This is a genomic window from Streptomyces sp. NPDC006235 (assembly GCF_040613735.1).
Classification (GTDB): Bacteria; Actinomycetota; Actinomycetes; order Streptomycetales; family Streptomycetaceae; genus Streptomyces.
In genome coordinates, this window is record NZ_JBEXSR010000003.1 from 405,290 (window position 1) to 420,964 (window position 15,675).

A 15,675-nucleotide genomic window follows, 5' to 3' on the forward strand; every position below is an offset into this window, starting at 1 on the left:
GATCTTCGGGCAGTCGGGTGACAGCCGACTACGAGGTTATACGCCCTGACTGACAGAGCTCATATTGAAATCGGGGACGCGCAGGGCGGGCATCGCGGCCCTGGTGAACCAGTCGCTCCACTCCCTGGGCAGCGTCTTCTCGGTGCGCCCGGCCTCCGTGGCCCGGCCGAGGACACCGACCGGCGACTCGTTGAACCGGAAGTTGTTCACCTCGCCGGTCACCTCGCCGTTCTCGACCAGGTAGACGCCGTCCCGGGTCAGGCCGGTGAGCAGCAGCGTCGCCGGGTCGACCTCCCGGATGTACCACAGGCACGTCAGCAGCAGCCCGCGCCGGGTGTTCGCCACCATCTCCTCCAGGGAGCGGTCCTCGCCCCCGTCCAGGATCAGGTTCTCGATGCTCGGTGCCACGGGCAGACCGGTCAGCCCGGCGCTGTGGCGGCTGGTCGTCAGGTGCCGCAGCTCGCCCCGGCTCATCCACTCGGTGGCCGCGAGCGGCAGCCCGTTGTCGAACACCGACTGGTCGCCCCCGGAGGAGTGCGCGATCACGAAGGGTGCCGACTCCAGACCGGGCTCGTTCGGGTCGCTGCGCAGCGTCAGCGGCAGGTCGGTCAGCTTCTCGCCGACCCGCGTACCGCCGCCCGGCTTGGAGAACACCGTGCGGCCCTCCACCGCATCCCGGCCCGACGCCGACCACATCTGGTAGATCAGCAGGTCCGCGACGGCCGTCGGCGGCAGCAGCGTCTCGTACCGGCCCGCGGGCAGCTCCACACGCCGCTCCGCCCACCCGAGGCGCACGGCCAGCTCCGCGTCCAGCGCCGCCGGGTCGACGTCCTTGAAGTCCCGCGTGGAGCGGCCGGCCCAGGCGGACCGGGTCCGGTCCGGCGACTTGGCGTTCACCTCCAGCGTCCCGTTCGGCTGGTCGTGCCGCAGCCGCAGCCCCGTGGCTGTCCCCACGTACGTCGACACCAGTTCGTGGTTGGCGAAGCCGTACAGCTCCCGGCCGCCCGCACGCGCGCGTGCGAAGGCCTCGCCGAGCGCCGGAGCGAAGTCGGCGAACACGGCGGAGGAGGTCTCGGCCGGCGCCTCCGTGAACTCCGGTGCCTGCGCGACACCCGTGACCAGCGGCTGCGCGTCCTCGGCGGGCCCGGCGCCGCGCGCGGCGGCCTCGGCGGCCCGCACCAGCGGCTCCAGCTCGTCGGCCGTCACGGCGGACCGTGACACGACCCCCGAGGCCGTGCCCTCCTTGCCGTCGACCGTGGCGACGACGGTGAGCGTGCGCCCGCGCGTGACCCCGTTCGTGGTCAGCGCGTTGCCCGCCCAGCGCAGGTTGGCGGTGGACTGCTCGTCGGCGATGACGACACAGCCGTCCGCCCGGGACAGTTCGAGGGCCCGCTCGACGATCTCGTGCGGCTTGCTGGTGCGCCCGCTCATCGACCGGCCTCCTGCGTGGTGTTAAGGATGTTGACGCCCTTGAAGAGGGCCGAGGGACAGCCGTGCGACACGGCCGCGACCTGGCCCGGCTGGGCCTTGCCGCAGTTGAAGGCGCCGCCCAGGACGTACGTCTGCGGACCGCCGACGGCGGCCATCGAGCCCCAGAAGTCGGTCGTCGTCGCCTGGTAGGCCACGTCCCGCAGCTGCCCGGCGAGCCGCCCGTTCTCGATCCGGTAGAAGCGCTGCCCGGTGAACTGGAAGTTGTACCGCTGCATGTCGATCGACCAGGACCGGTCGCCGACGACGTAGATGCCCCGCTCCACGCCCCCGATCAGGTCCTCGGTGGACATCCCGGCCGGGTCCGGCCGCAGCGACACGTTGGCCATGCGCTGCACCGGCACGTGCCCGGGGGAGTCGGCGTAGGCGCAGCCGTTGGACCGCTCGAAGCCGGTCAGTCTCGCGATCCGCCGGTCCAGCTGGTAGCCGACGAGGGTGCCGTCCTTCACCAGGTCCCAGGACTGCGCCTGGACGCCCTCGTCGTCGTACCCGATGGTGGCGAGCCCGTGCTCGGCGGTGCGGTCGCCGGTGACGTTCATCAGCTCCGAGCCGTAGCGCAGCTTGTTCAGCTGGTCGAACGTGGCGAAGGAGGTACCCGCGTAGGCGGCCTCGTAACCGAGCGCCCGGTCCAGCTCGGTGGCGTGCCCGATGGACTCGTGGATGGTCAGCCACAGGTTGGACGGGTCGACGACCAGGTCGTACAGGCCCGCCTCGACGCTCGGCGCGCGCATCTTCTCGGCGAGCAGTTCGGGGATCTGCCCCAGCTCGCTCTCCCAGTCCCAGCCGGTGCCGCGCAGATACTCCCAGCCGCGTCCCACGGGCGGTGCGAGGGTGCGCATCGAGTCGAACTCGCCGCTCGACTCGTCCACCGACACGGCGTTGAACACCGGGTGCAGCCGCACCCGCTGCTGCGTGGTCACGGTCCCGGCGGTGTCGGCGTAGAACTTGTTCTCGTGGACGGTGAGCAGCGAGGCGTCGACATGGTCCACCCCGCGCGCCGCCAGCAACCGCGCGCTCCAGTCCGCGATCAGCCCGGCCTTCTCCTCGTCGGGCACGGTGAACGGATCGATCTCGTACGACGAGACCCATGTCTTGTCGGCGTGCACGGGCTCGTCGGCCAGCTCCACGCGCTCGTCGGACCCCGCCGCCTTGATCACCTGCGCGGAGAGCTTGGCCATCGCCACGGCCTGGGAGGCCACCTTGGCGGCGGCGTCCAGGGTCAGGTCGACACCGGACGCGAAACCCCACGTACCGCCGTGCACGACGCGCACCGCGTACCCGAGGTCGGTGGTGTCCGACGACCCGGCGGGCTTGGCGTCCCGGAACCGCCAGGAGGCGTTGCGAACCCGCTCGAACCGGAAGTCCGCGTGCTCGGCGCCCAGCGCACGCGCGCGTGCGAGGGCCGCGTCGGCGAGGGCGCGTAGGGGGAGGGCCGTGAAGGCCTCGTCGATGGTATGAGGCACCGCCGTCTCTTTCTGTCGAGGTGAGCGTGGTCGCCGTACTTCGTGAATGTTCCGATCATGTCGTCTCGGTCCGCGCGCGGACCACGAGTTTGCCGACCCGGGTGCGCGGGTTTCTGTAGGGACCCGACAGTGAGTCCCCTACGCCACTGTCGGTGCCCGATTGTCCGCGGGCCTGTCCGGACCGATAGGTTTTCGAAGGAAGCCGCCTGTCATCGCCGCCTGTCGTCCAGGCGCCCGGGCGGGGTATCAGACCGCTACCGAAAGGGTGATCCGTTGAGCCGCTCGGTTCTCGTCACCGGAGGCAACCGGGGCATCGGCCTCGCCATCGCCCGTGCTTTCGCCGATGCCGGCGACAAGGTCGCCATCACGTACCGCTCGGGTGAGCCGCCGGCCGGATTCCTGGCCGTCAAGTGCGACATCACCGACGCCGAGCAGGTGGAGCAGGCCTACAAGGAGATCGAGGAGGCCCACGGCCCCGTCGAGGTCCTCGTCGCCAACGCCGGGGTCACCAAGGACCAGCTCCTGATGCGCATGTCCGAGGACGACTTCACGTCCGTCCTCGACACCAACCTCACCGGCACCTTCCGTGTGGTCAAGCGCGCCAACCGCGGCATGCTGCGCGCCAAGAAGGGCCGGGTCGTCCTGATCTCCTCGGTCGTCGGACTGCTCGGCTCCGCGGGGCAGGCCAACTACGCCGCCTCCAAGGCCGGCCTCGTCGGCTTCGCGCGCTCCCTCGCCCGCGAGCTGGGCTCGCGCAACATCACCTTCAACGTCGTCGCTCCCGGCTTCGTCCAGACGGACATGACCGCGGTGCTCTCCGACGAGCAGCGCGCCGGCATCGTGAAGCAGGTCCCGCTCGGCCGGTACGCGCAGCCGGAGGAGATCGCCGCGACGGTGCGGTTCCTCGCCTCGGACGACGCCTCGTACATCACTGGAGCCGTCATCCCCGTTGACGGCGGACTGGGAATGGGTCACTGATCACCATGAGCGGAATTCTCGAGGGCAAGCGCGTCCTGATCACCGGTGTGCTGATGGAGTCCTCCATCGCCTTCCACGCCGCCAAGCTGGCCCAGGAGCAGGGCGCCGAGATCATCCTGACCGCGTTCCCGCGGCCCACGCTGACCGAGCGCATCGCCAGGAAGCTGCCGAAGCCCACCAAGGTCATCGAGCTCGACGTGACCAACGACGAGCACCTCGGGCGCCTGGCCGACATCGTCGGCGAGGAGCTCGGCGGCCTCGACGGTGTCGTCCACTCCATCGGCTTCGCCCCCCAGGACGCCCTCGGCGGCAACTTCCTCAACACGCCGTTCGAGTCGGTCGCCACGGCCATGCACGTCTCGGCGTACTCCCTGAAGTCGCTGACCATGGCCTGCCTGCCGCTGATGCAGAACGGCGGCTCGGTCGTCGGTCTGACCTTCGACGCGCAGTACGCCTGGCCGCAGTACGACTGGATGGGCCCGGCCAAGGCCGCCCTGGAGGCCACCAGCCGCTACATGGCCCGTGACCTGGGCAAGCAGAACATCCGCTGCAACCTGATCTCGGCGGGCCCGATCGGTTCCATGGCCGCGAAGTCCATCCCCGGCTTCGGCGAGCTGGCCTCCGTGTGGGACTCCCGCGCCCCGCTGGAGTGGGACCTGAAGGACCCGGAGCCGGCCGGCCGCGGCATCGTCGCGCTGCTGAGCGACTGGTTCCCGAAGACCACCGGCGAGATCATCCACGTGGACGGCGGTCTGCACGCCATCGGAGCCTGATCTCCCGTACGCCCTAGGCGCCCCGTTTCCCGCAGTGCGCGGGGAGCGGGGCGTCACCCGTTCGGCTCATCCGGCCGGGCGGGGGAGGCCCACAACTGGGCACCCTGGAGTACGCGTTCACCACGCGATCCCCTCCCCAGCACGGCCGAGGAGGTCCCCTTGTGCGCTTGTCCCGCCGAACGGCCTCACTGTCCCTCGCCGTCGCCCTCGTGATGACCCTGGCCTACGAGGCGGTGCCCCACGCGCGCGTGCCCGCCGACGAGCACGAGTCGTCCGGCCCCTTCGGCGCCGCCTGCCGGGTCCGTGTCACCGGCTCCAAGGTGACCGTGTACTGCCACAACCCGTACCCCGAGGCCGACCGTGTGAGTCTGCACGTCGAGTGCGCCCGCTGGTGGGACATCGACACCGACAGCACCCCGGTGGAGGCCGGGCCCGCGCAGACCGTACGGCTGACGGGACGCTGCTGGAAGGAAGTCGGCGACGTGTGGATCAGCCACCGGCGGGCGAGCTGATCCCGCCCAGGCGGCACAGGAACGGATAGCGGGCGGCCTCCGCCGCCGCCTGTGCCGCGTCGCCCGCGCGGATCGCGTCGAGCAGCCGCCCGTGCTCCAGGTACGTCTCCGGCGTCAGCTCCTCGCCGACGTCCTCGCGCAGCCAGTCCCGCAGGACCTCGCCCAGGTCCGCGTACATGGCCGTCATCACGTCGTTGTGGGAGGCGGACACCACGGCCAGGTGGAAGGTCGCGTCCGCCGTCACGAACGCCTCCGCGTCACCCGACTCCCAGGCCTCCTCACGCCGCAGCAGCAGCGCGTCGAGCTGCTTGAGGTCCTTCTCCGTACGCCGTTCGGCGGCCAGCCGGGCGGCCGCCGACTCCAGCGTGGAGCGCAGCTCGGCGATGTGCCGGGGGTCGGCACCGGCGAACCGCCGCTGCATCACCCCCGCCAGCTCGCTCGTCGCCGCGACATACGTGCCGGAGCCCTGGCGGATGTCCAGCAGGCCGTTGTGCGACAGGGCGCGGACGGCCTCGCGGACCGTGTTGCGGGCGACACCCAGCTGCTCGACGAGCTCGGGCTCGGTCGGGATGCGGGAGCCGACCGGCCACTCGCCGGAGGTGATCTGGGCCCGCAGGGCGGCGATGACCTGCTCGGAGAGGGCCGAACGTCGGGGATGGCTCAGGGGCATGGCACACCTTCGCACGACCGGGGCGCCGGAGCGCGGCCTGGGAGGGAGCGGAGTGGACAGGCGATCATCCTATGATTCTATGATGGGCCGCATGGCTGGTGAGGAAACCCGGACGATGACGCCCCCGACCGTACGCAGCTCGGCCGCGCACGATGCCCGGGAACCCGGCGGCTCCGCCACGCGCGCGTGGACGATGCGGCTGCTCGTCCTCGGCATCGTGCTGTCCGCGCTGAACCTCCGGCCCGCCATCACCAGCCTCGGCGCCCTCCTGGAGGAGGTCCGCGACGGGCTCGGCATGAGCGGCAGCGTGGCCGGGCTGCTCACCTCCGTGCCGCCGCTGTGCTTCGCCGTCTTCGGCGTCATGGCCCCGCGGCTCGCCCGCCGCTTCGGCGCCGGCGCCGTGGTGTGCGCCGGCATGGCCGCCATCGCCACCGGCCTGGCCATCCGGCCGTACGTCGGCGGCACGGCCGGCTTCCTGGCCGCCAGCGCCCTCGCCCTCATGGGCATCGCGGTCAGCAACGTCCTGATGCCGGTCATCGTCAAGCACTGGTTCCCCGACCGCGTGGGCTCCATGACCGGCCTGTACTCCATGGCCCTCGCCTTGGGCACGGCCCTCGCGGCCGCGGTCACGGTGCCCCTGACCGACGCCCTGGGCGGCAGCTGGCAGTCGGGCCTCGCCCTGTGGGCGGGGCTGGCCGTGGCGGCTGTGCTGCCGTGGCTGCCGTTCGTACGGGGCCGTGGGGCGGACACGGCGGCGTCCGGGCCGGGGGAGCGGGCCGCGGTCGTGCCGGGGCCGGGGGAGCGGGCTGGAGTCGCGTCCGGGCCTGGGGAGCGGGGCCGGGGCGCGGAGACCGGGCCGGAGCGGGCCGGGGGCTCGGGGACCCGGTCCGGGGAGCGGGCCATGGGTCCGGAGCCCGACGGCGACCGGTCGGCGCGGGACCGGGAGACGCCGTCGGCGCGGGAGCGGGAGACACCGGGCTCGGCTCCCGCCAGATCCGCCGCCGGGGAAGCGCCGCGGCTGCGGATCACACGCAGCCGCACCGCCTGGGCCCTGGCCGTCTTCTTCGGGCTCCAGGCGACCGCCGCCTACATCACCATGGGCTGGATGGCGCAGATCTTCCGCGACGCCGGCGTGCCCGCGGGCACCGCGGGGCTGCTGCTCGCGGTCACCATGGTGATGGGCGTGCCCCTGGCCTTCGTCATACCGCGCCTGGCCACGCGGCTGCCGCACCAGGGCCCGATCGTGCTCGCCCTCGGCGTCTGCGGCCTCGCCGGCTACGCCGGGCTGTACCTCGCGCCGGCCGCCGGCGCCTGGGCCTGGGCGCTGCTGCTCGGCGTCGCCAACTGCGCCTTCCCGCTCGCCCTGACCATGGTCGGCATGCGGGCCAGGACCGGCCCGGGCGTGGCCCAGCTGTCGGCGTTCGCGCAGAGCACCGGCTATCTGATCTCCATCCCGGGGCCGCTCCTGGTGGGTGTCCTCTACCAGCACAGCGGCGGCTGGGGCCTGCCGATCGCGCTGATGAGCGCCCTGATGATCCCGCAGATGGCGGTCGGCTTCCTGGCGGGCCGGGACCGTACGGTGGAGGACGAGGCGGGCCGCTGAGCCCCTCCTCGGGGGCTCGGGGACACCCCCGGGCGTCAGGCGCCCGGGGCGGGTGCGAGACTTGCCCCATGCCAGTGCTCGACCCGAATCCCCAGCACGGTCAGAAGAAGATGCTGCTCGTGTTCGGCGCCTTCTTCGCGATCTTCATCATCATCGGCGTCATCGCGACCATCGCCTCGCCATGACCGGGCCCCGCCCCGCCCCTGGTGGGGTTAGCCCCCCTGTCCCCTAGGGGGTGAGGGTCAGGGTCAAGTGGGTGGATCACCGGATGGGTTGGCCGCCTCGGATTCCGTAACTTCGACGTGTGACCGCGAGACGCGGGCCACGGACCATTCGAAGAGCGGAGGCACCCATGTCGGCTCCTACGCACACCCGGCCCCATCCGGCGACCCGGGCCGGCGTCGGCAGCCGGCTGCCCTGGTGGGCTCTCGCCCTGCCCACGCTCGCCTTCGTGACGCTGCTCGTGCTGATCCTGAACCCGTCCGATGCCCAGGCGGCCGGCGGTGAGCCCCTGATCACCCAGCTCTTCGCGTGGCTCCGGCAGCTGACAGCCCACTGAGCACGGCAGAAACCGGTGGTCAACTCCCTGCGCCCCGTGGCCTGTTTCGTGCGAAGCTGGATCTTATGAGCGTCGCAGAACCCCGCAGGATTGTCCTCTTCCGCCATGCGAAAGCCGACTGGCCACAGGTGAGCGATCACGAGCGTCCGCTCGCCGACCGGGGCCGAAAAGAAGCGGCGGAGGCCGGGCGCAGGCTGGCCGACACCGGCATCGCCTTCGACCTGGCCCTGTGCTCCACCGCGGTCCGGACCCGGGAGACCTGGAAGCTCGCCGTCCAGGAGTTCCCGCAGCGGCCGAAAACCGTCTACGAAGAGCGGATCTACGAGGCCTCGCCGGGCGAACTGATCGCCCTGCTGAACGAGACCCCCGACGACGCTCAGAACATCCTCGTGATCGGCCACAACCCGGCCATCCAGGGCCTCGCCGACATCCTGGCGGGCACGGCCGAGGGCGACGCCCGCGACCGCATGAGCCGCCGTGGGTTCCCGGCCGCCGCCTTCGCCCTCCTGTCCTTCACCGGCTCCTGGAAGAGCCTGGAGCCGGGCGCGGCCACGCTGCAGGACTACTGGGCGCCGACCGAATGACGGACTCCCCGACCGACTCCGCGTGACCGGGGCCCGGCACCGGTACGGTGCCGGGCCCGTCTGGCCGGCTCGAACCGTGTTCAGACCGTGTCGAGGGTGTCCGCCGCCTCGACCTCTTCGCGCGTGATGCCGAGCAGGTACAGCACGGTGTCCAGGAAGGGGAAGTTCACAGCGGTGTGCGCGGCCTGGCGCACCACCGGCTTGGCGTTGAAGGCGACGCCCAGACCGGCCGCGTTCAGCATGTCCAGGTCGTTGGCACCGTCACCGATCGCCACGGTCTGCGACAGCGGCACACCCGCCTCGGCGGCGAACCGGCGCAGCAGCCGGGCCTTGCCGGCCCGGTCGACGATCTCGCCCGTGACCTTGCCCGTCAGCTTCCCGTCGACGATCTCCAGCGTGTTGGCCTGGGCGAAGTCCAGCCCGAGCCGCTCCTTCAGATCGTCGGTGACCTGGGTGAAACCGCCGGAGACGACGCCGACTTGGAAGCCGAGCCGCTTCAGCGTACGGATCAGGGTGCGGGCGCCCGGCGTCAGTCGCACCTCGCTGCGCACCTTGTCCACGACCGAGGCGTCCAGCCCCTCCAGCAGCGCCACGCGCGCGTGCAGGGACTGCTCGAAGTCCAGCTCGCCGCGCATCGCGGCCGCCGTCACCTCGGCGACCTGGTCCTCGCAGCCGGCGTGCGCGGCGAACAGCTCGATGACCTCGTCCTGGATGAGCGTCGAGTCGACATCCATGACGACCAGACGCTGTGCGCGCCGGTACAGACCGGCGGCGACGACCGCCACGTCGATGCCGAGCTTCGCCGCGTCGGGCGCCAGGGCGGTGCGCAGCGGCTCGGTCTCCACGCCGGACACCGCGAACTCGACCGCGGTGACGGGGTACTTGGCGAGCCGGAAGATACGGTCGATGTTGCCGCCGGTCTTGGTGATCCGCGCGGCGATCGCCGCCGTCGCCTCCGCGGTGAGTGGATGCCCGAGCACGGTCACCAGAGAGCGGCCCAGGCCGCGCGGGCGGTTGTCGCCGAGGCCGGAGATGATCTCCGCCTGCATCTTCATCGACTCGGCCCAGCTGTGGACGGTCGCCCGCAGATCGCCCTCGAGCCCCTTGGGGGGCTCGGTCACGAGCGCGCACAGCACCATTCGGCCCCGGGTGACGACCTGCTCGATGTCGACGACGTCGACGGAGTAGGCGGCGAGGGTGTCGAAGAGGCCGGCCGTGATGCCCGGGCTGTCCTTGCCGAAGATCTTGACAAGGAGGGTGGGAACGTCGGAGGACGAGGTCTGCGAAGCGCTCATGGTGGTTCCACCGTATCCGGCGAGCAGGTCGGACCGCCCGTGAGGTCCGCCTGGCGGACAGCGAACACTGGGTGACGCGTGGGTGTCGCGAACCTTGCGTCTCCTGTCTCCCCGGGGGCCTACTTCCCCCCACGAGGTTTCCGCGGCGGCGGCGGGGGAGGAGGCGGCGGAGGCGGCGGCCCGTCGTCCGGCCGCGCCGGCGGCCGCTTCCCGCCCTTCGGCCCGGGCGGCTGCCGGGGCCCACGCGGCGGCGGCCCGACCGGCCGCGCCACGGTGGGCGCACCGTACATGTCCCCGTCCCGGTGATCAGCGGGGTCACCGCCGGACGGCGGTTCGTGAGGCGCCCTGGGTTCGCCGGGGGGTGGTGCTTGGGCGGGTGGTGAGGCTTGGCTGGGCGGCGGGCTCTGACTGGGCGGCGGCGCTTGGCGAGGTCGAGGTGCTTGGCTGGGCTGGGGCCCTTGGCTGGGCGGCGGGGCTTGGCCGGAGGGTGGGGTTTGGCTGGGCGGCGGGCTCTGACTGGGCGGCGGCGCTTGGCGAGGTCGAGGGGCTTGGCTGGGCCGGGGGCCCTGGCCGGGCGGCTGGGCCTGGCCAGGTCGCGCGGGTCGGCCGGGTGGCGGGGCTTGGTTCGGCCGCGGGAATCGGCCAGGCCCGGGGGCCTCGCCCGGCGGCCAGCGGCTCTCGTCTCGTTGCCGATCCTGACCGGTCTGCCGCCCGCGCTCCAGCGGCCCACCGGAGGGTCGTTCCTCGTCGTCCGGCCGCGCGTCCTCCGGCTCTCGGAGTTCGTCCGGCACCCGGAGGTACGGGTTGGTGGCCGGGTTCGGCGGCCGGTACGGCACTCCCGGCGCGTACGGCCCGACCTCCTCCCCGGACGACGACGCCCGCTCGGCGCCGGCCGCGCCCCAGCGCCCGGCCGCGTGCCCGGTGCCGGCGCCGTGTCCGGCTTGCCCCGTGTCGGCTCCCGGGCCTGCCGTGTGCCCGGCACGGGCGCCGCGTTCGGCCTGCCCTGTGCCAGCCCCCGGCCCGGCAGAGTGCCAAGCACCGGCGTCGTGCCCAGCTTGCCCCCTGTCGGCATCCCACCCTGCCGCGTGCCCGGCGCCGGCGCCGTGTCCGGCTTGTCCCGTGTCAATCCCGGGCCCAGTCGCGCGCCCGGCTTGCCCTGTGCCGGCGCCGGGCGCGGCTTGTCCCGTGTCGATCCCCGGCCGAGCCACGCGCCACGCTTGCCCCGTGCCGGCCCGCGGCCCCGCTGCGTGCCCGGCACCGGCGCCGTGCCCGGCCTGCCCCCCGTCTGCCCCCGGCCCGGTCCTCTCCCCGTGCCCAGCCCACCCAACCCCCGACCCGCTCCCTGTTCCACCGACCCCAGACGCGCCGACCCCAGACACACCGGCCCCGGCCGCCCCGGCCACACCAACCCCGGCGGCACCGACGACCCCCGCCGCCCCGGCCCCGGCCACCCCCACCCCCCGAGCCAAAGCCGAAGCCCGCCGCCCCGCGCTCCCGCTCGCCCATGCCAGCAACGCCCCCACCGCCCCGGCCCCCGCGCCCCACACCGCGCCCAGCAGCAGGGCCATGCCGAGGTGGCCGTGCAGTTCGATGCCCGCGCCGAACGCGTCGAAGCCGAGGACGGACAGGGAGGCGGTCACGGACACGTCCGTCAGCCAGGTGAGCAGCGGCAGGGCCAGCGCGGTCGCGACCCCCAGCCGCAGCGCACACCGCCCCGCGAAACCGAGCGCACCCGGACCCCGTACGTCCCCAGGGCCAGGCACCGGCGTCCGCACCGCCGCCAGCGCCCCGGCCAACAGCATCATCAGTGCCGCAGCCACCCCCAGCAGCCACACCCGCCCGTCCAGCTCGGCCAGCCGCCCCAGCGTCACCGGCTGGTCGGAGCGGACGGCGAGCAGGTCGTCCAGGGGGTCCGGCAGGAGGCGGGTCAGTTCACCCGTGGCCCGGCCGTCCCACGGCACGAGCAGGCCGATCGGGACGCCCAGCCACACCCCGTTCGGCGACCCGAGCAGCGCCGCGCCGGCGATGCGCCGGGGATGGTCGTCACCGGTCGCCGCGTACGCCGCCGCCGCGAGCCCCGCCGCCACCGCGACCAGTAGCACGGTCACCACAGCGGAGACGGCGGGCCGCACGACCCGGTGCACGGCCTCCCAGCCCCGCGGCAGCGGCGTACGGCGCGAGGCCAGCAGCGCGATGAGGAGGATCCCGGCCGACCAGCCGGCCCCACCGAACAGCGTGGGCGCGGTGTCGACCGTGAAACCGACCGCCGCCTGCGCGTCGACCAGGTCGCCGATCCGGTCGGGCAACAGCCCGCCGATGTCCCCGATGTCCCCGAGCCCGGGGATCTCCAGGCCGTCTCCACCTCCACCGTCCCCGCCTGTCAGGTCGTCCAGGCCCAGCCCGCCGCCGTCGATCGTGATGACGTCGTGCCCCGCCCACGCCAGCCCGCCCAGCATCGCCACGAACAGCGCGACCACCGCGCCCGCACGCGCGAGGAGTTCGGTCGGCGATATCACAACTCCCGCCGCCCGCAAGGACCTTAGGAAGAAGTAGGACAGCAGCACCGCCCCGACCAGGCTCACCCCCAGTGGCGTGATCTCGATGGCCGTGTCCGCCTGCGCTCCCGTGAGGCCGAACGCGGACACATCACCGGACGGCGTGACCGAACCACCCGCCCCAAGGGCCACCACAGCCGCGGTCATCGGCCCCAACGAGCCCGCCGCGTCCGCCTCCAGCAGCCGAAGACCCAGGGCCGCCGTACCCGCCATCCCGATCAACGCCCAGCTCACGGCGGCGACGGCGGACATCAGCACGTCTCCCCACGGCACCCGCGTGGCGTCCGTCGCCGTACCAACACCCGTACCGACACCCGTACCGGCACCCATGGCAGACCCCCCGATCCGCTGTGCGGCGGGAACACCGCGCATGTCCCCCTCGCGTCGAAATACCACTCTCCGGCCCGTTTTCAACCCCGTCAACGGAAACGGCTGATGCGTCCGAACGCGGTCTTCACAAGGCCCGACTTTCGGTCAGGCGGCCGCTACTGAAATAGTTCCCCCCGATGTTCGACATCCCTAGACTCCCCATGTCGGGGGTAACTCGGGGGACAACTCAGTGGGGCATGGAGTGCCGGAACTCGTACTGGAATCAAACGGACGTACCTGGACGCTCGATCCGTCCAGGGCATACACCCTCGGACGTGATCCGCAGGGGGACGTCGTCTTCGACGACGCCAGGGTCTCCTGGCGTCACGCCACGGTCAGCTTCAACGGCCGCAGTTGGGTCATCGAGGACCATGGCAGCACCAACGGCACGTTCGTGCAGGGGCAGCGGATCCATCAGCTGGAACTCGGCCCGGGCTCTGCGGTCAACCTCGGCAACGCGACCGACGGCCCGCGCCTGGACTTCTCCGGTGCCGCCGCCTCCGTCGCCACGCCGCAGGCCCAGCCGCAGCAACAGCCGTACGCCGCACAGGGCGCGAACCCCGGCTGGGCCCAGCAGGCCCCTGCCCAGCAGGCACCCGCCCAGCAGGCGCCCCACCAGCAGCCCCAGGCCCCGCAGCAGCAGGCCCAGGCCGGCTGGCAGCAGCAGCCGCCGCAGCACGCGGCGCACATCCCGCAGCAGCAGGGCCCCGGCGGCGTCGCGGGGGCGCCGCCGGTCTACGGCGACCGCAGCCCGACCACGTTCCACCAGTTCTCCCTCGGCCGCGTGATGCGCATCGGCCGTGCCCTGGAGAACGAGCTGGTCGTCTCCGACCTCCAGGTCTCCCGGAACCACGCCGAATTCCATTCGACGCCCGACGGGCGCATGGAGATCCGCGACCTGGGCTCGCACAACGGCACGTACGTCAACGGCCAGCCGATCCCGAAGGGCGGCACGCAGCTGCTCGGCCCGGCCGACGTCGTCGGCGTCGGCCACTCGACGTTCCGGATCGTCGGCGACCGGCTCGAGGAGTTCGTCGACACCGGTGAGGTGTCCTTCTCCGCGCGCCACCTGACCGTCACCGTCGACGGCGGCAAGCAGATCCTCAAGGACGTCTCCTTCGGCGTCCCGGAGAAGTCGCTGATCGCGGTCATCGGCCCGTCCGGGTCCGGCAAGTCCACCCTGCTCAAGGCGCTCACCGGCTACCGCCCGGCCGACCAGGGCGAGGTTCTCTACGACAACCGGAACCTCTACAAGCAGTTCGCCGAGCTGCGCCAGCGCATCGGTCTGGTCCCGCAGGACGACATCCTGCACAAGGAGCTGACCGTCAAGAAGGCCCTCAAGTACGCGGCCAAGCTCCGCTTCCCGGCCGACACCACGGCCGCCGAGCGCGACGCCCGTATCGACGAGGTGCTGCGCGAGCTGAAGCTGGACATCCACAAGGACAAGAAGGTCACGTCCCTGTCCGGCGGCCAGCGCAAGCGCGTCTCCGTGGCCCTGGAGCTGCTGACCAAGCCGTCGCTGATCTTCCTGGACGAGCCGACCTCCGGCCTCGACCCGGGCATGGACCGCGACGTCATGCAGCTGCTGCGCGGCCTGGCCGACGACGGCCGTACGGTCCTCGTCGTCACCCACTCGGTGGCCGAGCTGGCGATCTGCGACAAGCTGCTGGTGATGGCGCCGGGCGGCTCGGTCGCCTACTTCGGCCCGCCCGAGGAGGCGCTGAACTTCTTCGGCTACGACACCTGGGCCGATGTCTTCTCCGCCTTCGAGAACTACCGCGACTACGACTGGGCGGGCCGCTGGAAGGGCTCGCAGCACTACCAGATGTACGCCGCGGACATCGACGCCACCCCGCCGCAGTCCGTACAGGTTGCGCCGATGCAGGCGATGAAGCCGCCGAAGCCGCAGGGCTGGATGTCCCAGTTCGTCACGCTCGTCCGGCGGTACGTCTCGGTGATCGCGTCCGACAAGGGCTTCCTGGCCCTGATGGTGATCCTGCCGGCCGTGCTCGGCGCGGTGAGCCTGCTCATCGACGCGGACAAGGGCCTGCTGCCCAACCCGGCCAACCCGCAGACCGGCCGGATCATCCCGAACGGCACGGCCACCACGGTCCTGCTGATCCTCGCGGTCGGCGCCTGCTTCGCGGGCGCGGCGAACTCGGTCCGCGAGCTGATCAAGGAACGGGTCATCTACGAGCGGGAACGCGCGACCGGTCTGTCGCGCTCGGCGTACCTGATGTCGAAGGTGTTCGTGCTCGGCATGATCACCGTCCTGCAGGGCCTGCTGGTCGGCGTCATCGGCTTCTCCAGCCGGGAGATCCCCGAGGAGGGCCTGGTCCTCGGCAGCGCGACCCTCGTCGAGCTCTCCATCCCGATCATGGCGCTGGGCTTCACCTCGATGATGTTCGGCCTGATCATTTCCTCGCTGGTCAAGACCGCCGAGAAGACCATGCCGCTGCTGGTGATGTTCGCCATCATCCAGGTCGTCTTCACGGGCTGCCTGTTCACGCTGCACGGCTCGATCGGCGTCAACCAGTTCTCGTTCCTGATGCCGTCGCGCTGGGCGGTCGCCGCCTCCGGGGCCACGCTGGACTTCAACAAGATCAGCCCGCCCGAGACGCCCGGCGACACCGACCCGCTGTGGGAGCACACGGTCGGGGCCTGGGCCATGGACATGGGCGCGCTCCTCGTCCTCGGCGTGATCTGCGGCTTCTTCGTGGCCCGCTTCCTGCGCCGCCACGAGCCCGAGGTCATGCGCAAGTAGTCACCGCTCCACCGCGCTCGAAGGGCGGCACCCCGTCAGGAGGGTGCCGCCCTTCGGCGTTG

General features: G+C 72.1%; 13 protein-coding genes. 8 read left to right on the forward strand and 5 right to left on the reverse strand.

The window, feature by feature from the left end; genetic code table 11:
• Positions 1–36: 36 nt before the first annotated feature.
• Together ABZ192_RS05970 and ABZ192_RS05975 are read right to left on the reverse strand one after the other, a co-directional pair.
• Positions 37–1,431 (reverse strand): metallopeptidase TldD-related protein, encoded by a 1,395-nt coding sequence (locus ABZ192_RS05970; RefSeq protein ID WP_356923293.1) that lies wholly within the window; start codon positions 1,429–1,431, stop codon positions 37–39.
• Complete coding sequence (locus ABZ192_RS05975) at positions 1,428–2,951, reverse strand: TldD/PmbA family protein (RefSeq protein WP_356923294.1); 1,524 nt, start codon at positions 2,949–2,951, stop codon at positions 1,428–1,430. Before ABZ192_RS05975 ends, ABZ192_RS05970 begins: the two co-directional genes overlap by 4 nt.
• 273 nt (positions 2,952–3,224) lie before the next feature.
• Here ABZ192_RS05975 and fabG point away from each other — a divergent pair, with 273 nt between their 5' ends.
• From fabG to ABZ192_RS05990, 3 genes are all read left to right on the forward strand, one after another.
• Complete coding sequence (gene fabG / locus ABZ192_RS05980) at positions 3,225–3,929, forward strand: 3-oxoacyl-[acyl-carrier-protein] reductase (protein ID WP_356923295.1); 705 nt, start codon at positions 3,225–3,227, stop codon at positions 3,927–3,929.
• Positions 3,930–3,934: 5 nt separating this feature from the next.
• Positions 3,935–4,702: an enoyl-ACP reductase FabI gene (fabI, locus tag ABZ192_RS05985; RefSeq protein WP_356923296.1), complete on the forward strand. Its 768-nt coding sequence runs from the start codon at positions 3,935–3,937 to the stop codon at positions 4,700–4,702.
• 161 nt (positions 4,703–4,863) lie between these two features.
• On the forward strand, positions 4,864–5,214 hold the full coding sequence (locus tag ABZ192_RS05990; RefSeq protein WP_356923297.1) for a hypothetical protein: 351 nt from the start codon (positions 4,864–4,866) through the stop codon (positions 5,212–5,214).
• Here ABZ192_RS05990 and ABZ192_RS05995 read toward each other — a convergent pair.
• Positions 5,192–5,884 (reverse strand): FCD domain-containing protein, encoded by a 693-nt coding sequence (locus tag ABZ192_RS05995; protein ID WP_356923298.1) that lies wholly within the window; start codon positions 5,882–5,884, stop codon positions 5,192–5,194. The genes ABZ192_RS05990 and ABZ192_RS05995 overlap by 23 nt on opposite strands.
• A gap of 91 nt (positions 5,885–5,975) precedes the next feature.
• Between ABZ192_RS05995 and ABZ192_RS06000 the strand changes: the two genes are divergently transcribed.
• The 4 genes from ABZ192_RS06000 (at position 5,976) to ABZ192_RS06015 (ending at position 8,630) form a co-directional block, all read left to right on the forward strand.
• Entirely contained in the window at positions 5,976–7,487 is a 1,512-nt protein-coding gene (locus ABZ192_RS06000; RefSeq protein WP_356923299.1) for an MFS transporter, read from the forward strand.
• 68 nt (positions 7,488–7,555) lie between these two features.
• A complete protein-coding gene (locus ABZ192_RS06005; protein WP_086012488.1) occupies positions 7,556–7,672 on the forward strand; it encodes an SGM_5486 family transporter-associated protein in 117 nt (38 codons plus the stop codon).
• Between the two features lie 167 nt (positions 7,673–7,839).
• Entirely contained in the window at positions 7,840–8,046 is a 207-nt protein-coding gene (locus ABZ192_RS06010; RefSeq protein WP_356923300.1) for a hypothetical protein, read from the forward strand.
• Positions 8,047–8,111: 65 nt separating this feature from the next.
• Positions 8,112–8,630, forward strand: coding sequence for a histidine phosphatase family protein (locus tag ABZ192_RS06015; protein WP_356923301.1), 519 nt, complete (start codon positions 8,112–8,114; stop codon positions 8,628–8,630).
• Between the two features lie 80 nt (positions 8,631–8,710).
• On the opposite strand, the gene serB is transcribed toward ABZ192_RS06015, so the two are convergent.
• The gene (gene serB, locus ABZ192_RS06020) at positions 8,711–9,925 is read right to left on the reverse strand and encodes a phosphoserine phosphatase SerB (RefSeq protein WP_356923302.1); all 1,215 of its coding nucleotides are present in this window, start codon (positions 9,923–9,925) and stop codon (positions 8,711–8,713) included.
• Positions 9,926–10,044: 119 nt separating this feature from the next.
• The gene (locus ABZ192_RS06025; RefSeq protein ID WP_356923303.1) at positions 10,045–12,810 is read right to left on the reverse strand and encodes a streptophobe family protein; all 2,766 of its coding nucleotides are present in this window, start codon (positions 12,808–12,810) and stop codon (positions 10,045–10,047) included.
• Between the two features lie 241 nt (positions 12,811–13,051).
• Here ABZ192_RS06025 and ABZ192_RS06030 point away from each other — a divergent pair, with 241 nt between their 5' ends.
• The gene (locus ABZ192_RS06030; RefSeq protein WP_356923304.1) at positions 13,052–15,613 is read left to right on the forward strand and encodes an FHA domain-containing protein; all 2,562 of its coding nucleotides are present in this window, start codon (positions 13,052–13,054) and stop codon (positions 15,611–15,613) included.
• Positions 15,614–15,675: the final 62 nt, after the last annotated feature.